The 26,347-nt window shown below is 70.3% G+C and carries 22 protein-coding genes; 14 read left to right on the top strand and 8 right to left on the bottom strand.

The window, feature by feature from the left end; translation table 11 throughout:
- Window positions 1-1,621 (bottom strand): beta-ketoacyl synthase N-terminal-like domain-containing protein (locus ACFZCY_RS22640; protein ID WP_391175900.1); only part of this gene is annotated, 1,621 nt, incomplete at its 3' end.
- A 575-nt stretch (window positions 1,622-2,196) separates the two neighbouring features.
- Between ACFZCY_RS22640 and ACFZCY_RS22635 the strand changes: the two genes are divergently transcribed.
- The 7 genes from ACFZCY_RS22635 to ACFZCY_RS22605 are packed head-to-tail and all read left to right on the top strand — an operon-like array spanning window position 2,197 to window position 9,257.
- The gene (locus ACFZCY_RS22635) at window positions 2,197-3,408 is read left to right on the top strand and encodes a cytochrome P450 (protein WP_391175896.1); all 1,212 of its coding nucleotides are present in this window, start codon (window positions 2,197-2,199) and stop codon (window positions 3,406-3,408) included.
- On the top strand, window positions 3,399-3,941 hold the full coding sequence (locus tag ACFZCY_RS22630; RefSeq protein ID WP_391175893.1) for a WxcM-like domain-containing protein: 543 nt from the start codon (window positions 3,399-3,401) through the stop codon (window positions 3,939-3,941). Before ACFZCY_RS22635 ends, ACFZCY_RS22630 begins: the two co-directional genes overlap by 10 nt.
- Window positions 3,938-5,104, top strand: coding sequence for an aminotransferase class I/II-fold pyridoxal phosphate-dependent enzyme (locus ACFZCY_RS22625; RefSeq protein ID WP_391175891.1), 1,167 nt, complete (start codon window positions 3,938-3,940; stop codon window positions 5,102-5,104). The genes ACFZCY_RS22630 and ACFZCY_RS22625 overlap by 4 nt, the downstream gene beginning before the upstream one ends.
- 26 nt (window positions 5,105-5,130) lie before the next feature.
- A complete protein-coding gene (rfbA, locus tag ACFZCY_RS22620; protein ID WP_391176003.1) occupies window positions 5,131-6,009 on the top strand; it encodes a glucose-1-phosphate thymidylyltransferase RfbA in 879 nt (292 codons plus the stop codon).
- A 43-nt stretch (window positions 6,010-6,052) separates the two neighbouring features.
- Window positions 6,053-7,030: a dTDP-glucose 4,6-dehydratase gene (gene rfbB / locus ACFZCY_RS22615; protein WP_391176000.1), complete on the top strand. Its 978-nt coding sequence runs from the start codon at window positions 6,053-6,055 to the stop codon at window positions 7,028-7,030.
- 6 nt (window positions 7,031-7,036) lie between these two features.
- A complete protein-coding gene (locus ACFZCY_RS22610) occupies window positions 7,037-7,831 on the top strand; it encodes an alpha/beta fold hydrolase (RefSeq protein ID WP_391175888.1) in 795 nt (264 codons plus the stop codon).
- Window positions 7,821-9,257 (top strand): NDP-hexose 2,3-dehydratase family protein, encoded by a 1,437-nt coding sequence (locus tag ACFZCY_RS22605; RefSeq protein ID WP_391175885.1) that lies wholly within the window; start codon window positions 7,821-7,823, stop codon window positions 9,255-9,257. The genes ACFZCY_RS22610 and ACFZCY_RS22605 overlap by 11 nt, the downstream gene beginning before the upstream one ends.
- 86 nt (window positions 9,258-9,343) lie before the next feature.
- Here ACFZCY_RS22605 and ACFZCY_RS22600 read toward each other — a convergent pair whose 3' ends face one another.
- On the bottom strand, window positions 9,344-10,510 hold the full coding sequence (locus ACFZCY_RS22600) for an acyltransferase family protein (RefSeq protein WP_391175882.1): 1,167 nt from the start codon (window positions 10,508-10,510) through the stop codon (window positions 9,344-9,346).
- Between the two features lie 409 nt (window positions 10,511-10,919).
- On the opposite strand from ACFZCY_RS22600, the gene ACFZCY_RS22595 reads away from it, so the two are divergent.
- Window positions 10,920-12,041: a transposase gene (locus tag ACFZCY_RS22595; RefSeq protein ID WP_391175878.1), complete on the top strand. Its 1,122-nt coding sequence runs from the start codon at window positions 10,920-10,922 to the stop codon at window positions 12,039-12,041.
- 73 nt (window positions 12,042-12,114) lie between these two features.
- Here the strand turns inward: ACFZCY_RS22595 and ACFZCY_RS22590 are convergent, their stop codons facing one another.
- Window positions 12,115-14,004: a helix-turn-helix domain-containing protein gene (locus ACFZCY_RS22590; protein ID WP_391175876.1), complete on the bottom strand. Its 1,890-nt coding sequence runs from the start codon at window positions 14,002-14,004 to the stop codon at window positions 12,115-12,117.
- Window positions 14,005-14,508: 504 nt separating this feature from the next.
- Between ACFZCY_RS22590 and ACFZCY_RS22585 the strand changes: the two genes are divergently transcribed.
- Together ACFZCY_RS22585 and ACFZCY_RS22580 are read left to right on the top strand one after the other, a co-directional pair.
- Window positions 14,509-15,531: an NAD-dependent epimerase/dehydratase family protein gene (locus ACFZCY_RS22585; RefSeq protein ID WP_391175873.1), complete on the top strand. Its 1,023-nt coding sequence runs from the start codon at window positions 14,509-14,511 to the stop codon at window positions 15,529-15,531.
- Window positions 15,532-15,560: 29 nt separating this feature from the next.
- Window positions 15,561-16,589 carry an aldo/keto reductase gene (locus tag ACFZCY_RS22580; protein ID WP_391175870.1) on the top strand — a complete coding sequence of 343 codons (1,029 nt, stop codon included), beginning with the start codon at window positions 15,561-15,563 and terminating at the stop codon, window positions 16,587-16,589.
- Window positions 16,590-16,637: 48 nt separating this feature from the next.
- Here the strand turns inward: ACFZCY_RS22580 and ACFZCY_RS22575 are convergent, their stop codons facing one another.
- The 5 genes from ACFZCY_RS22575 to ACFZCY_RS22555 all read right to left on the bottom strand — a co-directional run bounded on the left by ACFZCY_RS22575 (window position 16,638) and on the right by ACFZCY_RS22555 (window position 21,429).
- Window positions 16,638-17,870 carry a methyltransferase domain-containing protein gene (locus tag ACFZCY_RS22575; RefSeq protein WP_391175867.1) on the bottom strand — a complete coding sequence of 411 codons (1,233 nt, stop codon included), beginning with the start codon at window positions 17,868-17,870 and terminating at the stop codon, window positions 16,638-16,640.
- Window positions 17,871-17,941: 71 nt separating this feature from the next.
- Window positions 17,942-19,000: an HAD-IIIC family phosphatase gene (locus ACFZCY_RS22570; protein ID WP_391175997.1), complete on the bottom strand. Its 1,059-nt coding sequence runs from the start codon at window positions 18,998-19,000 to the stop codon at window positions 17,942-17,944.
- Between the two features lie 86 nt (window positions 19,001-19,086).
- On the bottom strand, window positions 19,087-20,154 hold the full coding sequence (locus ACFZCY_RS22565; RefSeq protein ID WP_391175994.1) for an acyl-CoA dehydrogenase family protein: 1,068 nt from the start codon (window positions 20,152-20,154) through the stop codon (window positions 19,087-19,089).
- Between the two features lie 82 nt (window positions 20,155-20,236).
- On the bottom strand, window positions 20,237-20,566 hold the full coding sequence (locus ACFZCY_RS22560) for a phosphopantetheine-binding protein (RefSeq protein WP_391175864.1): 330 nt from the start codon (window positions 20,564-20,566) through the stop codon (window positions 20,237-20,239).
- Window positions 20,563-21,429, bottom strand: a complete 867-nt coding sequence (locus ACFZCY_RS22555) for a 3-hydroxyacyl-CoA dehydrogenase NAD-binding domain-containing protein (RefSeq protein ID WP_391175861.1) — start codon at window positions 21,427-21,429, stop codon at window positions 20,563-20,565. The genes ACFZCY_RS22560 and ACFZCY_RS22555 overlap by 4 nt, the downstream gene beginning before the upstream one ends.
- Before the next feature lie 295 nt (window positions 21,430-21,724).
- Here ACFZCY_RS22555 and ACFZCY_RS22550 point away from each other — a divergent pair, with 295 nt between their 5' ends.
- The 4 genes from ACFZCY_RS22550 to desII all read left to right on the top strand — a co-directional run bounded on the left by ACFZCY_RS22550 (window position 21,725) and on the right by desII (window position 26,341).
- A complete protein-coding gene (locus ACFZCY_RS22550; RefSeq protein WP_391175857.1) occupies window positions 21,725-22,930 on the top strand; it encodes a macrolide family glycosyltransferase in 1,206 nt (401 codons plus the stop codon).
- Between the two features lie 42 nt (window positions 22,931-22,972).
- Window positions 22,973-23,539 (top strand): dTDP-4-dehydrorhamnose 3,5-epimerase family protein, encoded by a 567-nt coding sequence (locus ACFZCY_RS22545; RefSeq protein WP_391175854.1) that lies wholly within the window; start codon window positions 22,973-22,975, stop codon window positions 23,537-23,539.
- Between the two features lie 81 nt (window positions 23,540-23,620).
- Window positions 23,621-24,883 (top strand): dTDP-4-dehydro-6-deoxyglucose aminotransferase, encoded by a 1,263-nt coding sequence (locus ACFZCY_RS22540; protein WP_391175852.1) that lies wholly within the window; start codon window positions 23,621-23,623, stop codon window positions 24,881-24,883.
- A 3-nt stretch (window positions 24,884-24,886) separates the two neighbouring features.
- Window positions 24,887-26,341 carry a dTDP-4-amino-4,6-dideoxy-D-glucose ammonia-lyase gene (desII, locus tag ACFZCY_RS22535; protein WP_391175848.1) on the top strand — a complete coding sequence of 485 codons (1,455 nt, stop codon included), beginning with the start codon at window positions 24,887-24,889 and terminating at the stop codon, window positions 26,339-26,341.
- Window positions 26,342-26,347 lie beyond the last annotated feature (6 nt).

The raw sequence follows: 26,347 nt of genomic DNA, 5'->3' as shown, positions 1-26,347 counted from the left end.
AAACCTCATCCAACGCAGCAGCAAACACCCCATCCACCCCATACAACTCCCGCCCCATCCCCACCCACTGCGCACCCTGACCCGTAAACAACAACGCCGTCCCGCCCGAAGCCACCGAGCCGACCCGCACATCGGACGGGGTCTTGCCCCGGGCCAGCGCGTCGAGGGAGGTGGCGAGTGCCTCGCGGTCGCCGCAGGGCACCGCGGCGCGGTGCTCGAAGAGGGTGCGCGTGGTGGCCAGGGAGTAGGCCACGTCCCCCGGGTCGACATCGGTGCGGGACAGGTGGTCGCGGAGCCGCGCCGCCTGGGCCCGCAGCGCCGCTCGGGAGCGGGCCGACAGCATCAGGGGCGGGGCGGGGAAGGGGGAGGTGCCGGCGGCCGGGGTCGGGACGTCGTCCGGTGCGGCTCGGGTCGGCTCAGGCAGGTGCTCCAGCACCACATGACAGTTGGTGCCGCCGATGCCGAAGGAACTGACGCCCGCCAGCAAAGTGGCGTCGTCCGGGCCGGAGGGCAGCGCGGTGGGCGTCGTCTGCACCTTCAGCCGGAGCCGGTCCAGGGGGATGGCGGGATGGGGCGTCTCGAAGTTGAGCGAGCCGGGCAGAGTGCGTTCCCGTAGGCAGAGCGCGGCCTTGACCAGTCCCGCGATGCCGGCGGCGCCCTCCAGGTGGCCGATGTTGGTCTTCACGGAGCCCACCAAGAGGGGAGAGTCCGCCGACCGCCCGGCGCCGTAAACCGTGCCCAAGGCGTGGGCCTCGACGGGGTCGCCCACGGGGGTCCCGGTGCCGTGCAGTTCGACGAAGCGCACCGTGGCGGGGTCGACCCCGGCCTGGTCGCAGGCCGCCCGGAGCACGGCTTCCTGGCCCTCGCGGTCAGGGGCGGTCAGCCCGGGGCCGCTGCCGTCGTTGCCTACGGCGGCACCCCGCACCACGCAGTAGACAGGGTCGCCGTCGGCCAGGGCGTCTGCCAAGGGCTTCAACACGACGGCGGCGCCGCCTTCACCGCGCACGTATCCGTTGGCGCGGGCGTCGAAGGCGTGGCAGCGGCCGTCGGGAGAGAGTGCGCCGAGCCGTTCCATGGTGGCCGTGCTCTCATCGGCGAGGATCAGGTTGACGCCGCCGGCGATGGCAATGCGGGAGGTGCCGGCTCGGAGGCTCTCGACGGCGAGGGCCACGGCGACGAGCGACGAGGACTGCCCGGTGTCAACGGCCAGGCTGGGCCCCCTCGTTCCCAGGACGTAGGAGATCCGATTGGCGAGCATGGCGCGCTGGAGACCGGTGGCGGTGTGGGCGCCCGCCGGTGCACCGGCCCGGTGCAGCAGGGTGGCGTAGTCGTCGCTCATGGCTCCGACGAACACCCCGACCGGCTGATCACGCAGCGTCCCCGGGACGATTCCGGCGGCCTCCAGCGCCTCCCAGGCGAGTTCGAGCATCAGGCGCTGCTGCGGATCGGTCTCGGCGGCCTCGCGCGGCGCCATGCCGAAGAACGCGGCATCGAAGTCGGCAACTGCCTCGATCATGCCGCGCCGACGGCCGTCGGCCGCCCGGCCGATCGCCTCCTCGCCGTCGGTCAGCAGCTTCCAGAATTCCTCGATTCCCGGCGCGCCAGGGAAACGGCAGGACATTCCGACAACCGCAACGGCGTCGGACCTGTCGCCAATTCGGGAACCCACGAGATCTTCGGACACCAGCATTCCCCAAGCGCTCGCCATGGCCTGTCATGGAAATTCCGCCACTTCTTGATCTTCATGAGCGTACAGCGGCCGAACAGTCGGACGACAGGAGCGTCCGGAGATCAAGAGTCAAATGTGTCAAGTCCGCGCGAGCCCTTGGGCATTCGTCATGACGGCAGCCGCCGAAACCAGCGGACCGACACGTTCCGGAAATTCTCCGAAGGATCGGAGGCAGGATTGTGTCAGGTCCCCATTGCCGGATGGCGACTATCCCGCCCCGGCCGACGCCGACGCCTCCCACTCCCCTGACGTGGCATTCACCGGGTTTGCGGGAAGCACGTGTCCGTGGATTCGGCACACGGAGAGCGCAACTCTTCCGGGCCGCGTCCCGCGTCATTGTGTCAGGTCTGCCTTGCTGACGCGCTTGTCCGATTCATAGGCTCCGTCGGCATCGAGGAACCGGAGCGACCATGTCCCGCGTTCGGCGCGCACCGCCGCTTCCCCATACTTCCCAAGGAGAATGTCCGATGTCCGAGGCCCTGACAGAGCCGCTCGAACTCAGTAAGGAGGCGAATGCCCAGGAGCTCCTGGACTGGTTCGCCTTCAACCGGACCCATCACCCGGTGTTCTGGGACGAGAGCCGGCAGGCCTGGCAGGTCTTCCGTTACGACGACTACCTGACCGTCTCCAACAATCCGCAGTTCTTCTCCTCCGACTTCAACGAGGTCATGCCGACCCCTCCGGAGCTGGAGATGATCATCGGTCCGGGGACCATCGGTGCGCTGGACCCGCCCGCCCACGGACCCATGCGCAAGCTGGTCAGCCAGGCGTTCACGCCGCGGCGGATGGCGGCTCTGGAGCCCCGCATCCGGGCCGTCACGCAGGAGCTCCTGGACGCGGTGCGCGGCCAGGAGACGATCGATGTCGTCGGCGACCTCTCCTACGCCCTGCCCGTCATCGTCATCGCCGAACTGCTGGGCATCCCCTCCGGCGACCGTGACGTGTTCCGGGGATGGGTGGACACCCTGCTCTCCAACGAGGGCTTGGAGTACCCGAACCTCCCCGACGACTTCAGCGAGACGATCGCCCCCGCTCTCCAGGAGATGACCGACTATCTCCTGGAACAGATCCACGCCAAGCGCGAGACACCCGCTGACGACCTGATCACCGGCCTGGTCAAGGCCGAGCAGGACGGCCGCAGGCTCACCGATGTGGAGATCGTCAACATCGTCGCGCTGCTGCTCACCGCCGGCCATGTCTCGTCCAGTACCCTTCTCAGCAACCTCTTCCTGGTCCTGGAGGAGAACCCGCGGGCGCTGGCGGAACTGCGTGCCGACCGCGAGCTGGTGACCGGTGCGGTGGAGGAGACGCTGCGTTACCGCAGTCCGTTCAACAACATCTTCCGCTTCCTCAAAGAGGACACCGACATCCTCGGCCAGGAAATGAAGAAGGGCCAGATGCTCATCGCGTGGAGCCAGTCGGCCAACCGCGACCCCGAGCACTTCCCCGACCCCGACACCTTCGACATCCGGCGCGCGAGCGGCTCCCGCCACATGGCGTTCGGCATCGGCATCCACCATTGCCTGGGCGCCTTCCTGGCGCGTCTGGAGGGCAAGGTGTTGCTGGAACTGATGCTGGACCAGATCGAGGACTTCCGCATCGATCACGCCGAGGCCCGCTACTACGAGGCCGACCAGCTCACCGCCAAGTACCTGCCCGTCCGCATCGGGTGGAGCTGACTGAGCCGCCGGTCCCCGGTTCCGCGGCCCGTACCGGCCCGCAGGACCGCGCCCATCCCGAGAGGAGCGCCGTCATCGCCGAGAGCTCAGCCGAGTCCTCCCACGACGTGCACGTCGGCAGGATCAAACCGTGCCGGCTGATCAGGTTGGAACAGCACACCGATCCGCGCGGCAGCCTCTCGGTGATCGAGTCCGGCCTGACCGTGGGCTTCCCCATCAAGCGGGTCTACTACATGCACGGGCAGCCTGAGTCGTCGCCGCCCCGAGGGCTGCACGGCCACCGCACCCTGGAGCAGCTCGTCATCGCCGTACACGGTGGATTCTCGATCAGCCTGGACGACGGTTTCAACAGCACCACGTACCGGCTCGACGAACCGGGGGCCGGGCTCTACATCGGGCCCATGGTGTGGCGGGTGCTCAAGGACTTCGCTCCTGAGTCCGTCGCCCTCGTCCTCGCCTCGCGGCACTACGAGGAGTCCGACTACTACCGCGACTACGACACATTCCTGCGCGACGCATGGAGCCTGAAGTGAACGTGCCCTTCCTCGATGCGGGCGCGGCCTACCGTGAGCTGCGGGCCGACATCGACGCGGCCCTCCAGCGGGTGGCGGCCTCCGGCCGCTACCTGCTGGGCCCGGAGCTGGAGGGGTTCGAGGCCGACTTCGCCGCGTACTGCGACAACGACCACTGTGTGGCAGTGGGCAGCGGATGCGACGCTCTGGAACTGGCGCTGCGGGCACTGGGCATCGGCCCCGGTGACGAGGTGGTGGTGCCCGCGCACACCTTCATCGGCACCTGGCTGGCGGTGTCCGCCACCGGCGCCCGGCCTGTGGGCGTCGATCCGACGCCGGACGGCCTGTCCATGGACACGGCGCAGGTGGAGGCGGCCATCACCCCCCGCACCAGGGCCGTGATGCCCGTGCATCTGCACGGACATCCGGCGGATCTGGACCCGCTGCTGGCGATCGCCCGACGGCACGGTCTGGCCGTGGTGGAGGACGCCGCGCAGGCGCACGGGGCCCGCTACCGGGGCACCCGGATCGGCTCGGGCCATGTGGTCGCGTTCAGCTTCTACCCCGGCAAGAACCTCGGCGCCATGGGCGACGGCGGGGCGGTGGTCACCGGCGACGCGGCCGTGGCCGAACGGATCCGCCTGCTGCGCAACTGCGGCTCCCGGGAGAAGTACCGGCACGAGGTGCAGGCCACCAACTCGCGGCTCGACGAGTTCCAGGCCGCCGTGCTGCGCGCCAAGCTGCCGCGGCTGGAGGTCTGGAACGCCCGCCGGGTGCGTGTCGCCGAACGCTACTCCCAAGCCCTGGGGGCCATTCCCCAGATCGCCACCCCCGCCACCGCCCCCTGGGCCGACCCGGTGTGGCACCTGTATGTGATCCGCTGCGCCGAACGGGACGAACTGCGCCGCCGGATCGAGCGGTCGGGGGTGAACACTTTGATCCACTACCCCGTAGCGCCGCACCGGACCCCGGCCTACGCCGACGACCCGGCCGGCGCTCCGGCCGGTACGCACCCGCGCAGTGAACGCCTGGCGGCGGAGAGCCTCAGCCTGCCCCTCGGGCCCCACCTCGGGGACGACGAGGCCCTGGCCGTCGTGGCGGCGGTCCGCGCGGCGGCCTCGGGGCTGCCGGCGTATCCGGCGCCGGACGGCCACCGTCTTCCTCTAGCGACGGAGAAACGATGACCGAGACCATACCGGGGCGCCCCGGAATGAAAGGGATCATCCTCGCCGGCGGCGGTGGCACCCGCCTGCGGCCCCTGACCGGGACACTGTCCAAGCAGCTCCTCCCGGTCTACAACAAGCCGATGATCTACTACCCGCTGTCCGTGCTGATGCTGGGGGGCATCCGCGAGATCCTGGTCATCTCGTCGTCCCAGCACATCGAGCTCTTCCAGCGGCTGCTGGGCAACGGGTCCCGGCTCGGCCTCGACATCACCTACGCGGAACAGCCGGAGCCGGAGGGCATCGCCCAGGCCCTCACCATCGGCGCGGACCACATCGGCACATCCCCGGTGGCGCTGATCCTGGGCGACAACATCTTCTACGGACCCGGCTTCTCCTCCGTGCTCCAGGGCAGCATCCGCCACCTCGACGGCTGTGTGCTGTTCGGCTATCCGGTGGGCGATCCGCAGCGCTACGGCGTCGGCGAGATCGACAAGGACGGGCTGCTGCTCTCCCTGGAGGAGAAGCCCGCCCGGCCCCGCTGCAACCTGGCGGTCACCGGGCTCTACCTCTACGACAACGACGTCGTCGACATCGCCAAGAATGTCGAGCCGTCCGCACGCGGCGAGCTGGAGATCACCGACGTCAACAGGGTCTACCTGGACCAGCGGCGCGCCCGCCTCATCGAACTGGGTCACGGCTTCGCCTGGCTGGACATGGGTACCCACGATTCGTTGCTCCAGGCCAGCCAGTACGTCCAACTGCTGGAACAGCGCCAGGGGGTGCGGATCGCCTGTATCGAGGAAATCGCGCTGCGCATGGGTTTCATCGACGCCGACGAACTGTATCTGCTCGGCCGCGAGCTGGGCGCCTCGGGATACGGCTCCTACCTGATGGAGGTGGCCTCCCATGCCGGTGCTGCCTGAGACGGAACACTGGACGCACGCCCGGGTCACGCGCCGGCGGCCGCTGCGGATCCTGGTCACCGGAGGTGCCGGCTTCATCGGCTCGCGCTTCGTGAACGCCCTGCTGGACGGCTCGATGCCGGAGTTCGGCAGGCCCGAGGTGGTGGTGCTCGACGCTCTCACCTACGCGGGCAACCTGGCCAATCTGGCCCCGGTGGGCGACAGCCCGCGGCTGAGGATCGTCGAGGGGGACATCTGCGATCGCAAAGCGGTCGCCCTGGCCATGGCGGGTGCCGATCTGGTGGTGCACTTCGCGGCCGAGTCGCATGTGGACCGGTCGATCGCCGACGCCGACGCCTTCGTGCGCACCAATGTGCTGGGCACCCACGTCCTCCTGCGGGAGGCGCTGGCGGTGCGCCCGGGGCGGTTCGTGCACGTCTCCACGGACGAGGTGTATGGCTCGATCCCGGACGGGTCGTGGCCCGAGGACCACCCGCTCAGCCCCAACTCCCCCTACGCCGCCTCCAAGGCCGCCTCCGACCAGCTGGCACTGGCGTTCCACCGCACGCACGGGCTGCCGGTGTGCGTCACCCGATCCTCCAACAACTACGGGCCGTACCAGTACCCGGAAAAGATCATTCCGCTGTTTGTCGGCAATCTGCTCGACGGTGCGACCGTCCCGCTCTACGGCGACGGCCGCCACCGGCGCGACTGGCTGCATGTGGACGACCACTGCCGGGGCATCGCCCTGGTGGCTCATGACGGCCGCCCCGGCGAGGTCTACAACATCGGCGGCGGCACCGAACTGAGCAACACCGAGCTGACCGAACGCCTGCTGAAGCTGTGCGGAGCCGACTGGTCGGCGGTGCGGCAGGTACCGGACCGCAAGGGCCACGACCAGCGCTACTCCGTCGACTGCGCCAAGATCGCCACCGAGCTGGGCTATGCGCCACGGATCGGTATCGACGAGGGGCTGGAGGACACCGTGTGCTGGTATCGCGAGAACCGCGCGTGGTGGCAGCCCCTCAAGAAAGGACGATGAACCTTCGTGTCCGCATCGACAGATCCGCACCCCCTCGGCGACCTGTGGCTCCGCCGGTACCAGCCGCGCGCCGCACCCGCGGTGCGGCTGGTCTGCTTCCCGCACGCGGGCGGCTCGGCCACCTCGTTCCTGCCGTTCGTCCGGGCGCTGCCCGACGAGGTCGAGATGTCGGCCGTCCAGTACCCCGGCCGCCAGGAACGGCGGAGCGATCCGCTCATCGGCACCATCGAGGGCCTGGTCGAGCCCGTGGCCGGCGCGCTGGCGGGGTATGGCGACCGGCCCCTCGTGCTCTTCGGGCACAGTATGGGCGCCATCGTGGCCTACGAGGTCGCACGCACGCTCCAGCAGCGGGGAGCGGCACCGGCCGCGCTGGTGGTCTCCGGCCGGCGGTCCCCCACCACGCACCGCCCGATGACCGTGCACCTCCACGACGACGACCGGCTGCTGGCCGAGCTCCGTTCACTCGACGGCACCGACGAGAGCCTGCTCGCCGACCCCGAACTGCTCCAGCTGGTACTGCCCGCGATCCGCAACGACTACCGCGCCGTGGGCACCTACACCCACCGCCCAGGGGCGGCCCTGGAGTGCCCGCTCACCGTGTTCACCGGCACCGACGACCCCAATGTCACCGCGGCCGAGGCCGCGGCGTGGGAGGACGTCGCGGCGGCCGGCACCCGGAGGCGGACCTTCCCCGGCGGCCACTTCTTCCCCTACCAGCGGACCGAGGAGGTGTGCGAGGCCCTCGTGGACTCGCTCGCACCCCTGCTCCTCGCCGGGGCCAGGGGGAGCCATGCGACTTGAACCGGGGTCCGTCGCCGAGGCCGACTACGCCGACCGCCGGCAGACGGCGGAGCGGGTGCGCCGGTCGGCCGAGGTGCTCGACAGCCGGGTGACCCCCATGGTGGAGGTGACCGGCTGGCTGGCCGAGTACCAGCGGGCCCACCACTTCCACGCCGAGCCGATCCCCTTCCGCGACCTGCGGCAATGGTCCTTCGAGCCCGGCACCGGCAATCTGCGCCACGAGACAGGCCGTTTCTTCTCCATCGAGGGACTGCGTACCAGCTCCGACCTCTACCCCGCCGACCGCGTCCAGCCGATCATCATGCAGCCCGAAGTGGGGCTGCTGGGCATCCTGGCGCGCGAGTTCGACGGGGTACTGCACTTTCTCATGCAGGCGAAGCCGGAGCCCGGCAACGTCAACGGGCTCCAGCTCTCCCCCACGGTGCAGGCCACCCGCAGCAACTTCGACGAGGTGCATCACGGCCGCTCGACGGCGTTCCTGGACCGGTTCATCCACCTCCCGGGGCGCCGTGTGCTGGTCGACGCCATCCAGTCGGAGCAGGCCGACTGGTTCCTGCACAAACGCAACCGCAACATGGTCGTCGAGATCGACTCGGACGTGGAGGAGCACGGGTCCTTCCGCTGGCTGACCCTGGGTCAGATCCGTCGGCTGTTGCGCCGGGACGACCTCGTCAACATGGACACCCGCAGCGTGCTCGCCTGCCTGCCGACCGCGTACGGGGCACCCGGCGACAAGGACGAGAACTTCCCGGCGGCGCTCCGGCGCTCCTTCTACGGGGAGACCGAGCCGCTGCACGAGCTGTACGCGATCACCGGCTGTCTCATCGACGTGCAGGCGCTGCGGGTGCTGCGCCAGCAGAGCGTGCCGCTCGACCAGGCCTTCCAGGACGGCTGGCGGCGGACCAGCACCACCATCCGGCACCGCAGCGACGCGCGCTTCGAGATCATGGCGGTCGAGGTCACCGCTGAGCAGCGCGAAGTGACGTCCTGGACCCAGCCGCTGCTCCGTCCCTGCTCCCAGGGGCTGATGGCGCTGGTCGTCCGGCGGATCAACGGCGTGCTGCACGCCCTGGTCGCGGCCCGGTCGGACGTGGGCACGCTGAACTTCGCCGAGTTCGGCCCCACCGTGCAGAGCCGCTCGGCGGAGCCGCGCGGCGCGGGCTGCCCGCCGCCGTACCTGGAGCAGGTACTGGCCGCCGGCCCGGACCGGGTGCGGTACGACGCGGTGCTCTCGGAGGAGGGCGGGCGTTTCTACCACGCGCGCAACCGGTACGTGGTCGTCGAGGCCGGCCCGGAGATGCCGGTGGACTGCCCGCCCGGCTTCCGCTGGGCGACGCTCGGACAGCTCACCGAACTGCTCGCGCACGGGAATTACCTCAATGTGGAGCTGCGCACCCTGATCGCCTGCGCACACGCCTCCTACTGAAAGTTCGCAACGGGGGCACCGGACAACGGAACACCGTGCGGGGCGCGCCGATGGCGCGCCCCGCACGGTCGTGCCGCCACCCCCTCTCAGGGCAGTGCGGGCGTCGGCGGCTCGGACTCCGGGGTCCTGGACGCGCGGGACGCCTTGCGGGAGCGGCCCAGGGCCCGGACGACCGGTTTCTCCACGTAGAAGTGGAGGAGCGCGGCGAGGCCCAGGCCGACACCGAGGGCGAGAACGGTCAGGCCGATCGCGGCCGGGGTGTCCCACTGCCGGTAGTAGCCCTGCTCACCGCCGAGGAAGCGGTGTCCGTACTGGATGACGAGGTAGTGGATGACGTAGAAGGCGAAGGTGAGTTCGCCCAACAGCACCATGGTCCGGGTGCCGAGCCACGACCGGGTGCCCCGGACATCGCCCGCGGCCAGGGAACCGAGCAGCATGGCGATCAGCGGGACCATCGGCGCAACCCGGGCCAGGGCGGACGGCAGCGCGAAGGAGAGCGCGAAGGCACCGGCGAACAACAGCGCGCACACACCCGGCGTCGGTCCGGCCCAGCGGCCACGCCGGACGATCTGCGCCATCAGGATGCCGAGGGCGAACTCCAGGAGGCGCACCGGCGGGAACATGTAGATGAACCAGTACTGGAACTCCGGCATGTTCGGGTCCCAGGGCAGCGCGGGCTGCGAGGGGAGCAGCAGGGCCAGGGCGGGGACGGCCGCGGCGACGACCCAGATGCCCACGACCCAGGACCACAGCCGCTCCGTCCGCACTTTGGAGAAGAAGGCGAACAGGAACGGGAACGTGGCGTAGAACAGCATCTCGCAGGAGAGCGACCACGCCACCGGATTCATGCTGCCGTACTCGTGGAAGTCGGGGAACCAGGACTGGACGAGCAGCAGGTTGCTGAGGAAGCCGTCCCATACCGACCTTCCCATGGTGGGCTCCTGGAGCCACAGCACGAGCGCCAGGGCGAGCAGCAGAACCGGCAGGTGCAGCGAATAGACCCGGACCCAGCGGCGGCGCCAGAACGCCATCTTGGACGGGTCGGGCAGGCCCGCCCAGGTGAGGACGAATCCGCTGAGCATGAAGAAGAACGTCACCGCCAGCGGCCCCAGGACGTCCAGGGGAACCTGCGCGGTGGAATTTATCTCGGCGTTCCGAAAGAACGGCTGGGACGCGATATGGGAGGAGAACACCACCAGTGCGGCGATGGCTCGCATGCCGCCGAGCGACGGCAGATGTTTCGGCAAGGGCATAGGAGTACCTCGAAGGTGAACGGGGGCGGATAAGAGGGATTTCTAGGGCACTGCCCGAAGGTTCGACAAGCGGCAGCTGACACAGTGGGTGTCAGCGCTGGTAAAAAGAAATTCACCATCACGGTGTGTCAATTCCTCCTTGCCTAGCGTCACCAACCAAGGGTCCTGGGCACCAACTGGTCAATGACAGCGGTGAGTTGACCACCCCCTCTCAGCGGCACACCAAGGCAAGAGTCGAATGCGCAACGCGGCAGCCGACACGGATCCGGAAGTGTGTGCCGGGGGCATCTAGGAACGCCCGGAGCACTCCGGAAGGCTGTGCCGGGCGTAGGTACCGGAATTCGAATGCCCTGAGAGGATCGCGATGATCGTTACTCCGCTCGGCCCGAAGCCGACGTGTCCCCCGTCCATGGCCGATTCCGCCGCGCATGAGGCTCTCGAATCGCTGGTGGACGAGGCATGCGAGGAGTTACTGGGGTCGCTGCGTCGCACCGATCAGCGGAGACGAGGTGGTCAGTACGTGCGCGGCCTGCTGACCGCCACGGGACGGAAGACCGCCCGCAACATCGCCAATTTCGGCGGGGCGGGGGCCTCGGCGCAGAGCCTGCACCACTTCGTGGCCAGCTCGACGTGGGACTGGCGTCCGGTGCGCGCGACCCTGGCCCGCTATGTGGACGACGGCCTGCGTCCGGACGCCTGGGTGATCCGGCTCATGGTGGTCTCCAAGACCGGGGTGCGCTCGGTGGGGGTGCGCCGGCGGTTCGTGCCCGACCTCGGCCGGGTGATGAGCTGTCAGCGCAGCTTCGGGCTGTGGCTGGCCTCCGACGCGGGGGCCGCACCGGTGAACTGGCATCTGACCCTGGACGGCGATCAGGACGGCGAGACCGACGTGCGGCTCGACGCGCCGGGCGAGGAGCGGGCGCTGGCGCGGCTCGTGGCGGAGATCGCACAGGCGAACCGGACCGTGGCGCGGCCGGTGGTGATGGACGCGCGAACCGCCGCGGTGCCGTCGCTGGTGCACGCACTCACCGCGGCCGGCCTGCCCTTCATGTTGCGTGTGGGCGCCGAACTCCCGCTGGATCCCGCCGCCGGCCGGGCCCAGCTGGGCCGGCACCCGCAGACCGCCCCCGCTCAGCCCCTCATGGAGCAGCTCAAGCGGCTGGGCCGCCCCGTCGAGTGCCATGGCGCGGTCAGCTTCGTCGCGCCGCTCTCCGTGGTGCTGCCCGGTATCCTCCCGCGGCGCACGCTGCTGCTGATGGGGGTGTGGCGAGCCAACCGCCGCCGTCCCGCCGACCTCTGGCTGACCGACCTCACCTCGTCGGGGCACAGCGCGCTGCTGCGACTGGCAAAGCTGACCGAGCGGGTGGACGCCGACTTCACCGACGTCAGCGTGGACGTCGGCATCCGGGACTTCGAGGGGCGCTCCTTCGAGGGCTGGCACCGGCACGTGACGCTCGCCTCGATCGCCCACACCCTGCGGCTGTCGGAGAACGGGCAGCGGCGCCCCTACCGGGCGCCGGTCGCCGGGTGACGACGCCGGTGGCAGGGACGTCGGGCGACCGGCAAGGTGCTGGGCGGTCGGCCGGTGTCCCGCCACCCGGCGGTCACTCGGGCAGTGAGCCCAGCACCGCCCGGGGGGCGGCTGCCAGGCGCCGGGAGAGCCCGACGGAGGGGGTGCGCGAGGAGAGCGCCGAGCGCACCCGGTGCAGTCGCAGGGCGAGTTGGATGTCCAGCACCCGCTCCGGGTTCTGCCAGTCCTCCCCCAGCAACTGGCCGATGCGCTCCAGCCGGCGCGAGACGGTGTTGGGGTGCACCCGCAGTGTTTCCGCGGCGCGGGTGGGGCTCCGGCCCGCCTCCAGATACACCCTCAGCGTGGGGATGAGATCCGTGAAACGGTGGTTGTCGTAGTCGACCACGGGACCGATCGTCGACCTGATGTAGCCGGGTATGTCGTTTTCCTCGGCCAGGAGCATTCCGAGAAAACCAAGGTCGGAGGCGCAGGCGGTGCCGCCGTCACCACCGAGCGCGCGCAGTGTCTCCAGGCACTGCGCGGCCTCGCGATAGGCGTCGCCGATGCCGTCGACGGTCGAGGCGGGACCGGCGCCCCCCAGGGTGACCGCGCTTCCCACCCGGGCGGTGAGCTCCTGGGCGGCGGCCTGCGCCACGGGCTCGGGGGCCTCGCCGGGCAGCAGCAGGACGACCGCGCCGTCCTGTACGCTGCACAGCCCCTCCAGCTCCTGCGCGTAGTTCGCCGCGGAGGTCTCCAGTCGCGCCGCGGCCCCGCGTGGTGCACTCGCCACCAGCACGACGTGCGGACGGCTGAAGCTGAGGGAGAACACCAGAGCGCGCTCCCTGAGAAGAGCGGGCGAGCGCGGCGCCCCGACCAGATCGTCGAAGAATTCCTGGTGGCTTCGGCCCTGGTTCGAGTCGTTGTGCTGGATGCGCAGGTGCAAGGCGAGGGCGCGGGCGACGACGGGGAGCAGCGGTACGACGGTGTGGTCCGCCTCGGGCGCGACATCCGCTAACAGGAAGCCGGAGTTGCACTCCTGCGGGTGCAACGGGACCACCCATAATCCGTCATCGACGGCGATGGGGCGGCCGGCCTCCGCCGCACGGCGGCAGGCACTACGCAGGTCCGCGGGGGGCACCGGGCGCAGCCTTCCGTACTCGGCGAGCGGCCGGCCCAGCGGGCTGCAGATGCCGGTGCCGCCACCCAGCGCCTCGGCGGCGGTGGCCAGGAGGGCGTCGGTCCCGCGCCGTTCGACAATCATCGCGATCAGCCGCGACTGGAGGTCGGCGGCACTGCGGGTCGCCGCGAGGGCGGCGCACTTCTCACCGGCGTCGGCGCGCAGGCGCCTGATGTCGTCGCGGAGCTCTTCCACCAGCACGATGCGTTCGATGGCGGCCGCGGCCAGATCGGCGAGCGAGCACAGCAGGGTGACCTCATTGGGTGTCAGATGCCGCACCTGGCGGTCGGCGACGATGAGCACCCCGACCCCCTGGGACTCGTCCCCGACACACAACGGCACACCCAGGAGGGCACGCAGCCCCTCCGAGCGAACGAGCTTGTCGATGACCTCGACGTGGCGGAAGCTGGTGTCCGCGAGATAGTCGGGCGTCCAGAAGGGGGCGCGGCAGGCGCGCACCATGGCGCCCAGGCCGCCGTCGGCGGGAAGCCGGAAGCCGACGCCGACCGAGGTCGCATTGCCGTCGGCGCTCTGCACCTCCGTTTCACTCTCCCCCTCCTTCTGGAGGCTGACGTAAGCGACATCCAGCTTGAGCAGCAGCCGCGCCCTGCGGGCGACCGAGTCGAGCAGGTCCCTGTAGTTCTTGGCACCGACGAATTCGTGTGCGGCGTCGACCAATGCGGCGAGTTCCGCCTCGCGGTCGCGTCGGTACTCGATCATCGACTGCGCGGTGAGGGCGAGCCGATTCAGACGCTCCAGCCGGCGCATCCGCTCCTCACTGGCACCTTCACCTTCCGCGCGCGCCAAGAACCGATCGTATTCGCCCCGCGGCGTCGATCGGGCAACGAATTCAAGAAAGGTGAGCGCGTCATCCGCCTGGTTTTCTTCTGCTGCTCCTCCAGATTCCAGGCCACTCATGCAGCAGGTACCCCCGTCCCCGTAGCTTTACCAAACCTATGGAAGATTATTACATTTCCACTGCACACGTCTATAGATCATTGACCTCCCGTCAGGACCTGCGCAAGCCCCCGTGTACGACATCTCCGATACCTACTCACCGTAATATTTATTCCCTATTCGACCGATTCTGATGGGTTCAATGGAGCACCGGCCCGGGTCCGGCCGAAGTGCCGGTTCACGAAGGCCCGGCGGGGTGTGGCCGGACCACCACCACGCCATGAGCGGTGCTGCCGTCACCACCTCTGGCCGAGGACGGCAGCCGAGCCGACGACACCGGCAGACAAGGTCAAGTTCCCGTGGACGCCGCCGGGTGGGCTCGGCACGCTGAGCCGGACACGAAGGGGAGGACGCGTGAAGCTCACTGCCGAGAGGCTCAGCCGGTCGCACGATCCGCGGGGGCCGTTGATCGCGGTTCTCGGTGCGTCGGGATACCTCGGGTCCGCCATGGTCACCGAACTCGCCGCGCTACCGGTGCGACTGCGCCTGGTGGCGCGCGGCCCCAGCCCCGTGCCGGCCGAGCCGGTGGCGGACATCGAGGTACGCCGGGCGGACCTCTCCCGGCGGGACGCCGTAGCGGCCGCCGTCGAGAACGCGGATGCCGTCATCCATCTCGCGGCCGGGATCGGTGGACAGCAGTCATGGCGTGCCACCGACGAACAGGCGGCACAGGTGAACGTCGGCATGATGCGCGATCTCGTCGACGTGCTGCGCCGCCGGGGCGGCACCGCGCCGGCCGTGGCCTTCGCCGGCACGCTCCAGGCCGGCTCGTCCACAGGCAGCACCGCCCCCCTGAGCGGCTACGCGGCCCAGAAGGTCGCCGCCGAGGGGATCCTGCGCGAGGCCACGGCCCAAGGCGTCGTCCGGGGCGTCGTGCTGCGGCTCTCGACCCTGTACGGCCACAGCCCGCTGTCCGGCGGCGCCGGGCGCGGAGTCCTCGCGTCGATGGCCCGCCGCGCCCTCGCCGACGAGGCCCTGACGATGTGGCACGACGGGTCGGTCGCCCGCGACTTCCTCCACGTCCGGGACGCGGCCGGCGCGTTCGTCGCGGCCCTGGAGCACGTGGCGGAACTCCAGGGCCGGCCCTGGACCGTGGGGACCGGCCGACTGGAGCGGCTCGGCGAGGCGTTCACCGCGGTGGCCGGTCTCGTGGCCGAGCACACCGGCAGGCCCCCGGTCCCGGTCGTCGCCGTGCCGCCCCCCGCCTACGCCGAAGCGGGTGACTTCCACAGCCCGGAGACCGACGCTACCGCCTTCCATGCGGCGAGCGGCTGGACTCCCCGGGTGCCATTCAGCGAGGGGCTGCGGGCCATGGTCGCGGCGGTCGCCGCCGCGCATCCCGCGACGCCGGCGGCCCACCCGTCGGCGAGTCCGTGACCGGGTCGAGTTCGAAGGGTGAACCGCGCATGAGCGAGGACCGCACACAAGCACCGCACACACACGGGCAGCCGCCCGCGCCGCGGCCGGCGTACACCAGGCTCGGCCGCAGCGCGACGCTGGTGAGCCGACTCTGGCTGGGCACCGTGAACTTCAGCGGGCGCGTCGAGGACGCCGACGCCCTGCGGCTGATGGACCAGGCGCTCGACCGGGGCGTCAACTGCGTCGACACGGCGGACATCTACGGCTGGCGCCTGTACAAGGGGCACACCGAGGAACTCGTCGGACAGTGGCTGCGCAAGAGCGGCGCCCGGCGCGACGACGTGGTGCTCGCGACCAAGGTCGGCGAGCCGATGAGCGAGCGGGTCAACGACACCGGCCTGTCGGCCCGCCACATCATCTCCGCCTGCGAGCAGTCGCTGCGCCGCCTGGGTGTCGAGCACATCGACCTCTACCAGATGCACCGTATGGACGAGGCGGCTCGCTGGGAGGAGATCTGGCAGGCGATGGACCGGCTGGTGGCCGACGGCAAGGTCCGCTACGTCGGGTCGTCGAACTTCGCCGGCTGGCACATCGCGGCCGCCCAGGAGAACGCGGCCGCCCGGCGCTCCCTCGGCCTGGTCTCCGAGCAATGCCTGTACAACCTGGCCGACCGGCACATCGAGCGGGACGTGCTGCCGGCCGCCCGCGCCTACGGCGTGGGCGTCTTCGCCTGGTCACCGCTGCACGGTGGTTTGCTCAGCGGGGCGCTGCGCAAGCTGGCAGCCGGCACGGCGGTGAAGTCGGCACAGGGCCGGGCGCAGACGCTGCTGCCGGGGATGCGCCCCGTCATCGAGGCGTACGAGCGGTTCTGTGACCGCATCGGCGAGCACCCCGCCGAGGTGGGGCTGGCCTGGGTGCTGTCCCGACCGGGGATCAGCGGAGCGGTGATCGGTCCACGGACCACCGAGCAGCTCGACTCGGCGCTGCGCGCCCTCGACCTGGTCCTCGGTGACGCCGAACTCGCCGAGCTCGACGCTCTCTTCACCTCCGCCGTCGGCCAGGCCCCGGGCTCCTGAGCCGCCGGCAGGGGACGGGGGCGCCGGCCGTGGGCCGGCGCCCCCGTGTCAGACGACGCTCAGCTCGGGCAGCGGGAACACCAGCCTGCCGCCGGCCTCCCGGTAGGCCCGCTCCCGGTCGAGGAAGCCGTCGCGGTAGATCCACGGCAGCACCAGCAGCTGATCGGGGTTGAGAGCCTTGGCCTCCTCCTCGGACACGATCGGAATCGCCGATCCGGGGGTGAAGCGGCCCGCTTTCTCCGCGCTGACCTCCCCGATGCAGGGCAGGTCGCGTTCGGTGAGACCGCAGTACTGGAGGATCACATTGCCCTTGGTGGAGGCGCCGTATCCTACGGTGAGCAGCCCGGCCTCGCGGGAGCGGCCGAGGAAGCCGATCAGTGCGTCGCGCTGGTCCTGGACCCGGCGGGCGAACGCCTCGAACGGGGCCATCGTGTCGAGCTTCGCCTCGGTCTCGCGGGCGCGGAGGCGGGCCAGGCCCGCCTCGTCCTTCGGGTACCGGGTCGCGCTCTTGGCGAGGGTCACACAGAGGCTGCCGCCGTAGACATCGGTGATCTCCGCCTTGATCACGGTCAGCCCGACCCGCTCGGCCATCCACTCGATCTGCCGGAGGGCGTAGTACTCCAGGTGCTCGTGGCAGACGATGTCGTAGGCGTCGGCCTCCAGCATGGCCGGCATGTAGCTCTGCTCCATCACCCAGACGCCGTCCTCGGCGAGGATGTCGTGGACGTCCCGCATGAAGCGCATGGGGTCCGGCAGGTCGTAGCACATCGCGATGGAGGTGACGGCCTTCGCGCGCTGGGAGCCGAAGCGGTTGACGAAGGCGTCGCGCGAGAAGTAGTCGGGGATCAGCTCCACATCCGCCGGGTACAGCTCGCGGAACTTCCCGCCGGTCGGGTCGATCCCGACCCGTCGCGGGCCGTCCGGGGGATAGCCGCGCAGCAGTGTGGAGTCGTTGCTGCCGATGTCGACGACCAGGTCCTGGGGGCCGAGGTCGACCAGCTCGCGGATGGCCGCGACCTTGCTCCGCAGGTGGTTGACCATGAACGGCCGGATGCCCGAGCGGTAGCCGTAGCCCTCCCCGTACATCAGATCGAGGTCCGGGGTGTGGCGCAGCTGCACCAGACCGCATCCGGCCGGGGAGCACTTCACGAGTTCGAGAGGCACTGACGGGACAGTCTGGTCGCGGCTCGTCGGGAACACCCCGGTGAGCGCCTGGTCCCCCAGGTCCAGCACGGGAAGCAGCTCACGGTTGTCACAGATGCGGCACGCAGTTGTGATCATGCGGTCCATACCCTTCGTCTTGGGGCTGGGCTGGTCTTTCGTAAGATCGGTGCGGGCCGGCACCGCTCGGATCAGCCGCGGGCGGGGGCCAGTTCGGGGGCCTCCAGGCGGAGGACGTCGGAGGCGGGCTGGGCGGTCGGCACCAGGTGCAGCCGGCTGACGCCGTCGGTGCTGCCCAGCGCGGCCCCGCAGGGGCAGGGCTCGTCGGAGAATCCGGCGAAGCGGTAGGCGACCTCCATCATCCGATTGCGCTCGGTGGCCCGGAAGTCAGCGGTCAGGTGCACCCCGGCGCGGTGGGCCTGGTCGGTCAGCCAGCGCAGCAGCGCCGTGCCGGCGCCGAGAGACACCACTCGGCAGGACGTGGCGAGCAGCTTGATCCGCCAGGCCTCGGGGGAGCGCTGGAGGAGGATGACGCCAACCGCGCCATACGGGCCGAAGCGGTCGGTGATCGTGGTGACCAGCACCTCGTGGCCGGGGTCGTCGATCAGGGCGAGCAGATCGGCCTCGGAGTAGTGCACCCCGGTCGCGTTCATCTGACTCGTGCGCAGGGTGAGTTCCTCCACCCGGGACAGCTCCTCGGCGGTCGCACGGGCGATCCGCATCCGGATGTCCAGCGAGCGCAGGAAGTCCGTGTCGGGGCCGGCGAACTCGACGCGCTCGGCGTCGCGCCGGAACGATGCCTGGTACATCGAGCGGCGGCGGCGCGAATCGACGGTGACCGTGGCCGGGGTGAACTCGGGCCGGGTGAGCAGCTCCTCGGCCTTCTCCGCGGTGTAGGTGCGGACGTCGGGCAGCACGTGGCGGACCTCGGCCCGCTCGAACGGCTGGTCGTCGATGAAGGCCATGGTGCTCGGCGCGAAGTTGAGGTCCTCGGCGATCCGGCGGACCGACTCCGACTTCGGGCCCCAGCCGATCCGGGGGAGCACGAAGTACTCCGCGATGCCGAGCTGTTCCAGCCGCGCCCACGCGTGGTCGTGGTCGTTCTTGCTTGCGACCGAGTTGAGGATGCCGCGCGAGTCCAGCTCGACGATCGTCTCGCGCAGGCCCGGCCTGAGCGACACCTCGCCGTCCTCCAGCAGCGTGCCCTTCCACAGTGTGTTGTCCAGGTCCCAGACCAGGCACTTGACCATGGTCGTGGCACCGCCGTTCGCCGTCGCGTCCTCCGGGTCCACTGTCGTCCCTTCCTTCCTGTGACCGCGGCCCGCGGGCCCGGGCGTCACCTCGTGGTCGTCAGCGCGTGCTGAGCCAGGATGAGTTCGCAGATCTCGCTGCTGCCCTCGATGATTTCCATGAGCTTGGCGTCGCGGTGGGCCCGCGCCACCACGTGCCCGTCGCGGGCCCCCGCCGAGGCCAGCACCTGGAGCGCCCGCTCGGAACCGCGCGCGGCACCGGTCGCCGCCACGTGCTTGGCCAGCACCGCGGCCGTCACCACGTCGGGGCTGCCCTCGTCCCACAGATCGGCGGCGTGCTCACAGGCCCGGCCGGCGCTCTGTTCGGCGATCAGCAGCTCGGCGAGGTGCCGGGCCACGAGCTGGTGCTCGGAGAGCCGGGTGCCGAACTGCTCCCTGCCGCCGGCGTGCCGGACGACCTCGCTCAGACAGGCGCGCAGGATGCCGACACAGCCCCAGGCCACGGACATGCGTCCGTAGCTGAGTGCGGTGGTCACGAGCAGGGACGGAGTGCGGTCCACCCCTTCGAGCAGGGCGTCGGCCGGCAGCCGTACACCGTCCAGCCGGATGCCGGCGTGTCCGGCCGCGCGGCAGCCGTACGCATCGGTGATCCGCTCGATACGCACCCCGGGGGCCGTCGCCGGCACCACGACGGCCCCCGCGCCGTCCTCCGTGCGGCCGAAGACGATCAGCAGGTCCGCGTAGGCCGCGTTGGTCGTCCACACCTTGGCCCCGTCGACGACGATCTCGTCGCCGTCGCGGGTGATCCGCGTGCGCAGAGCGGAAAGATCACTGCCGGCCTGCGCCTCGCTGAAGGCCACGGCGGCCAGCTCCCCGCTGGTCAGCCGGGGGACGATCGCGGCCTGCTGTTGCGCGCCGGCCAGTCGGCGCAGCGTCCAGGCGGCCATCCCCTGAGAGGTCATCACGCTCCGCAGGGAGCCGCTCAGCGCGCCCACGTGCGCGGTGAGTTCGCCGTTGCGCCGGCTGGTGAGCCCGAGCCCGCCGTGGGCCTCCGGCACCTGCGCGCAGAGCAGGCCCTTGGCGCCGAGCCCGCGCAGCAGCTCCAGTGGGATCTCACCCGTGCGCTCCCACTCCGTGGCCGAGTCACCGACCAGATCGGTGAAGACCCGCTCCTCGGCGCCCGGCCCGGTCGTGCGGGGGAAGGCTCCACGCGCCGCCGCGCCGGTGGCTGTCGCGTCACTCACCGCCGGTGTCACCCGTACCGGCGGTGCCGGGGGCGTCGGTCGCTCCCGGGCCCAGCCTGCGGACCAGACGGACCATCGTGTCGACCGTGCGGAAGTTGTCGAGCATCAGGTCGGCGCCGCTGATGGTGACGGCGTAGGTCTTCTCCAGGTGGACGACGAGCTGCATGGCGAACAACGACGACATGCCGCCGACGGCGAAGATGTCCTGATCCGCCTCCCAGGTCGTCTTGGTCTTGGCCTCCAGGAACGCCAGCAGCTCGGCGGCCACGTCGTGGCCGGCCGGTGCCACGGCGGCCCCCGCCAGGTCGGAGGACTCGGTCATCGTGTGCTCTCCTCGTAGTCGTAGAACCCCCGGCCGCTCTTGCGGCCGAGCTCTTGCCGCCGGACCTTCTCCAGCAGCAGTTCGCTCGGGCGGAAGGACTCGGATCCCGTCCGCGCCTGCATCACCAGGAGCGAGTCGGCGAGGTTGTCCAGGCCGATGAGGTCCGCGGTGGCCAGAGGCCCGGTACGGTGGCCGATGCAGTCGCGCATGAGCCGGTCGACGGTCTCCGGTGTGGCGCGCCCCTCATGGACCACCTCGATCGCGTCGTTGATCATCCGGTGCAGGAGGCGGCTGGTCACGAAGCCCGGGCCGTCGCCGACGACGATGCCCTCGCGCCCCAGCCCCGCCAGCAGCTTCTGCACCTCGGCCGCCGCGGCGTCGCCGCTGCGCGGTCCGAGGACAACTTCCACCGTGGTGATCAGGTAGGCCGGATTCATGAAGTGCACCCCGACGAGGTCCTCGGGATGCGGCACGGCGTTCGCCATCTCGTCGATGGGGAGTCCCGACGTGTTGCTGATCAGCGGTGTTCCGGGGCTCACCGCGGCCGCGAGGCCGGCCAGCACCGCGGCCTTCTCCTCAGGGTCCTCGGTGACCGCCTCGATCACGGCGCACGCTCCCGCCGCGGCGTCCGTGCCCATCGCCGTGGTCAGCGCGCCCGCGGGCCGGTCGGCGGGCAGCGCGCCCATCATCCGGGCCGTGCGCACATGGAGTTCGACCTTGTCCGGGGCGGCCGCGCGGGCCTCGGCGGAACGGTCGATCAGGATGACCCGGTGACCGTGGCCGACGGCGAGCGCGGCGATGGCCGTGCCCATGACGCCGGCTCCGACCACGACGAGTGGGCGATCCGCGGTGTTGTCCGGCACAGAACCTCCAAGTTCCCCGGGGACGATCGGACATCTGAGGTGCCGTCGGCGGGCCTCTCGCGAGGCGCCATTCACGGCAACAATTCAAGATTCTCACCCGAGGAATGCGAGACGATCCATTAATTGCCGTGGACTTTGTCATCTAGTGCCCGCCGAGCACTTTGTCATCTCGCGCTTGCCCATTAAGCAGGCCGCCTCTAGCGTCCGGGGAACCCGAAGACGTCCACAGTTTCCCGCCGCTCAGCGCCAGACGTATGTTGCCAAAAACCCCGAGCTCCCCTCGAAGGATTTCTCAATGGCTCATATCGCCTTCTTCATCCTCCCGGTCGCCGGGCATCTGAATCCCACGCTGGGCGTCGCCGAGGAGCTGGTGGCGCGCGGCCACCGCGTGACCTACGCGCTGCCCGAGGAGATGGCGGACCGAGCCCGCCGGGTCGGCGCCGGGGTGGTCACCTACCCGATGGACAAGGAGCGGTTCCTCGCGCAGATGGTGCCGCGGCAGGACTCGGACGAATACACCGACGAGGGCGAGTTCGTCCGCGTGCTGGAGTGGCTGCTGGACATGACGGCGGCCACCCTGCCGCTGCTGGAGCCGCACTTCGCCACGGACCGCCCGGACGTGATCGTGAACGACCCGTCCTCGCTGTGGACCGGGCGGCTGCTCGCGGACCGGTGGGGCATCCCCGTCATCCGCAGCACCCCCACCTACGCCACCAACGAGCACTGGTCGCTGCACCCGCCGGTCGACGCGACCGAGCCGCCGGACGACCCCCTGCTGCGGGATCTGCTCGGCCGGATCGGCCGTCTGCTGGAGGAGCAGGGGGCCAAGAACGACCTCGCCGCGTTCACCGAGGTGATCCACGGCGGCCCCGCCCTGCTCTACATGCCCCGGTCCTTCCAGTACGCGGGCGACACCTTCGACGACCGGCACCACTTCGTCGGCCCGTGCTCGCCCGGCGTGGCCTTCCACGGCACCTGGGAGCCGCCGGAGGGCGACCGGCCGCTGGTCATGGTGAGCCTGGGCACCCTTTACAACGAGCGGCCCGACTTCTTCCGCACCTGTCTGGAGGCGTTCCGCGACGAGCCGTGGCACATCGTGCTGGTGCTCGGCGGCGGGGTCGACCCGAAGGAGCTGGGCCCACTGCCCGACAACGTCGAGGTGCACGACTTCGTGCCGCACGGCGATCTGCTGCCGCACGCCGACCTGGTGGTGAACCACGGCGGAATGAGCACGGCCATGGACACCTTCTCGCACGGTGTCCCGGTCGTGGCGGTTCCGGTGATGCCGGAGCCGCGGGCGACCGCGCGCCGGATCGCCGAACTCGGCCTGGGCGCACAGCTTCTGGCATCCGAGCTGACACCCGAGAGCCTGCGCGACACGGCGCGGCGGGTGATCGTCGACGAGGGCATCAAGGAGCGGGTGGCGGACATGCGTGCCCGGATCCGCGCCGCCGGCGGAGCCGTAGCGGCGGCCACGGCCGTCGAGGGGCTGCTGCCCTGAGCGGGCCGGACGACCGGGGACACCACCATGCGCGTTCATACCATGGCGGTACGCGGAGCGTACCGCGTCGAGCCCGAACCCATCCCGGACCACAGGGGCCTGTTCTACGAGGCGCTGCGGTACGAGGTGCTGCGGGAGGCCACCGGGCACGCGATCGATATCCGGCAGGTCAACTACACCGTCTCCAAGCGGAACGTGCTGCGCGGCATTCACAGCACCACGGTGCCGCCCGGCCAGGGGAAGATCGTCACCTGCGTGCGGGGCGAGGCGCTGACCATGGTCGTCGACCTGCGGACCGGCTCGCCCACCTTCGGCGCACACGACGTGCTGAAGCAGGACTCGATGTCCGGCACCGCCGTGTACCTGCCCGACGGCCTCGGCCTGGCCTACCTCGCGCTCGGCGACGACACCTGCATGAACTACCTGTGCACCCGGGAGTACGTGCACGGCACCATCATCGACGTCGACGCCCTCGACCCCGAACTGGGCCTGCCCTGGGACCTTGAGGCACCGCCGATCAGGTCCGCGCGCGATGCCGCGGCTCCCACGCTCGCCGAGGCGGCGGCCGGGGGCCTGCTGCCCGCCTACGAACAGCTCTGTCCGCGCTGACGCCCAGGGTCGTCGGCTCGTGACATGTGCGCCGCGCGTGGGCGTCTCACAATCCGGCAGTGGCCCGACGATCTCTTCTGGATGGACGACATGAAACGCGATCTAGGGGATCTCGCGCTGTTCGGAGGGCGCGCCGGTTTCCTTCAGCCGCTTCTTGTGGGCCGCCCCAATCCGGTTGACCGCGCCCGGTTGTTCGCCCGGCTGACCTGGGCGTTGGACAACCAGTGGCTCACCAACGGCGGGCCGCTGACTCAGGAGTTCGAGCAGCGGATCGCCCACGTGGCCGGCGTCCGGAACTGCGTGGCGACCTGCAATGCCACCGTGGCTCTCCAACTCCTCGCACATGCCGCGGAGTTGACCGGCGAGGTGATCATGCCCGCGCTGACGTTCGCGGCGACCGCGCACGCCGTGCGGTGGCTCGGGCTGGAACCGGTCTTCTGCGACATCGACCCGCTCACCGGTTGCCTGGATCCTCAGCAGGTGCGGGCCGCCCTCTCCCCCCGCACCCGCGCCGTCCTGGGGGTGCACCTGTGGGGCAGGCCCTGCGACGTCGACGGCCTGGAGAAACTGGCCGCGGACGCGGGGATCCGGTTGTTCTTCGACGCGGCACACGCGTTCGGCAGCACCTCGGCCGGCAGGCCGATCGGCCGGTTCGGTGACGCCGAGGTGTTCAGCTTCCACGCGACGAAAGTCGTCCATTCCTTCGAGGGCGGCGCGGTCGTCACCGATGACGACGAGCTGGCCCACCGCGTCCGTTCCCTCCACAATTTCGGAATCGGCCTGGAAGGCGTCAGTTCCGCCGGGGGCACCAATGCGAAGATGAGCGAGGCATCGGCGGCCATGGGGCTGACGTCCCTCGACACGTTCGAGGAGGTCGTGCGGCACAACCGGAAGAATCATGAGCACTACCGCACCGAACTCTCCGGAGTGCCGGGGGTGACCGTCGTCGGATTCGACGAGAACGAGCAGAACAACTACCAGTATCTGATCGTGGAGATCGACGAGGAGATCTCCGGGCTCCACCGCGATCTGCTGCTCGACGTGCTGAGCGCCGAAAACGTGGTGGCCCAGCGCTACTTCTCACCGGCCTGCCACCAGTTGGAGCCGTACCGGTCCCGCCGGGAGACACACCTGCCGCACACCGAACGCCTCTCCGCGCGGGTCCTCGCCCTGCCGACCGGATCGACGGTCTCCCGTGAGGACATCCGCCGGGTGTGCGACATCGTGAGGGTGGCCGCCACCCACGGCGGCGAGCTGACTGCCCGCCGGCGCCGGGCGTCTCCCGGTGGCCGGTGGAGAACCCCGCACGCAACGGCCGGTTTCCAGCAGACGAGGGTGGGATGATCCATGGCCAGGCACGGAGCTGTGGCGGACAGCGTGTCGGACTGCACCCTTCCCGGCGGTGATCCGGCGGCCGCGGCCGAGGCTCTCCGGCACGAAATGGTCACCGGCGGCCGTATGACGGACGCGGAGGCGCGCAAGGCGGCGGGCCATCTGGTGCGACTGGCACGGATCTACGGCACCGCCCCTTTCACCCCGCTGGAGAAGGCGCGTGCCGACATCGGCGTCGGCCGGCCCGCCTTCCGCCACCTCCTGGACGTCTTCGGGACCGTCCCGCAGTTGCGCTCGGCCGTGGAGAACGGCCCCGCCGGCAAGTACTGGACGAACACCCTGCTGCCGCTGGAACGGCGGGGTGTCCTCGACGCCGCTCTGCACCGCAGGCCGGCGTTCCCGTATTCGGTCGGGCTGTACCCGGGGCCGACCTGCATGTTCCGGTGCCACTTCTGCGTACGTGTGACCGGTGCGCGCTACGCTCACTCCGCCCTGGACGAGGGCAACGCGATGTTCGCCGCGCTCATCGACGAGATGCCGACGGACAACCCCGACGCCATGTACCTGTCGGGCGGTCTGGAACCGCTGACCAATCCCGGCCTGGGCTCTCTCGTCCGGAGGGCCGCCGGCCGGGGATTCCGCCTCACCCTGTACACCAACGCATTCGCGCTCACCGACCGAACGCTGGAGCGGCAGGACGGCCTGTGGAGGCTGCATGCGGTACGCACCTCGCTGTACGGGTTGAACGACGACGAGTACGCGGCGACCACCGGGAAGAAGGCCGCGTTCGGACGGGTGAAGGCCAACCTCCAGCGGTTCCAGCGGCTGCGCTCCGAACGCGCCGAACCGGTCAGGCTCGGCCTCAACTACATCGTGCTGCCCGGACGCGGCCGGCGCCTGCTCGACCTCGTCGACTTCGTCGCCGGGCTCAATGCGGCGGCGCCCGACCGGCCGCTGGACTTCGTCTCCCTCCGCGAGGACTACAGCGGCCGCCCCGACGGGCGGCTCACCGGTGCCGAGCGAGCCGAACTCCGGGACGCGCTGACCGGCTTCCGGGAGAAGGCCGCGGCCATGACACCCACGCTGCACATCGACTACGGGTACGCGCTGAACGCCCTCATGGCCGGAGCCGACACCGAACTCGTGCGCATCAGGCCGGAGGACATGCGGCCGACCGCGCACCCGCAGGTGGCGGTCCAGGTCGATCTGCTGGGCGATGTCTACCTCTACCGCGAGGCCGGTTTCCCGGAACTGCCCGGGGCGGACCGCTACAGCATCGGACGGATCTCCCCCGGGACGACGCTGGCTCACGTGGTGGAGCGCTTCGTGACCCGCGGCCGGGGGATCCTTCCGGCCGAGGGTGACGAGTACTTCATGGACGGGTTCGACCAGGTGGTCACCGCGCGGCTGAACCAACTCGAAACCGATACGGCCGACGGGTGGGCGGACCGCCGCGGCTTTCTTCGCTAGCCGTGC

Origin of the sequence: Streptomyces sp. NPDC007983 (genome assembly GCF_042958345.1) — a bacterium.
GTDB lineage: Bacteria > Actinomycetota > Actinomycetes > Streptomycetales > Streptomycetaceae > Streptomyces.
Note: the sequence above shows the minus strand (reverse complement) of the source record. Positions and strands in the feature narration are given on the sequence as shown.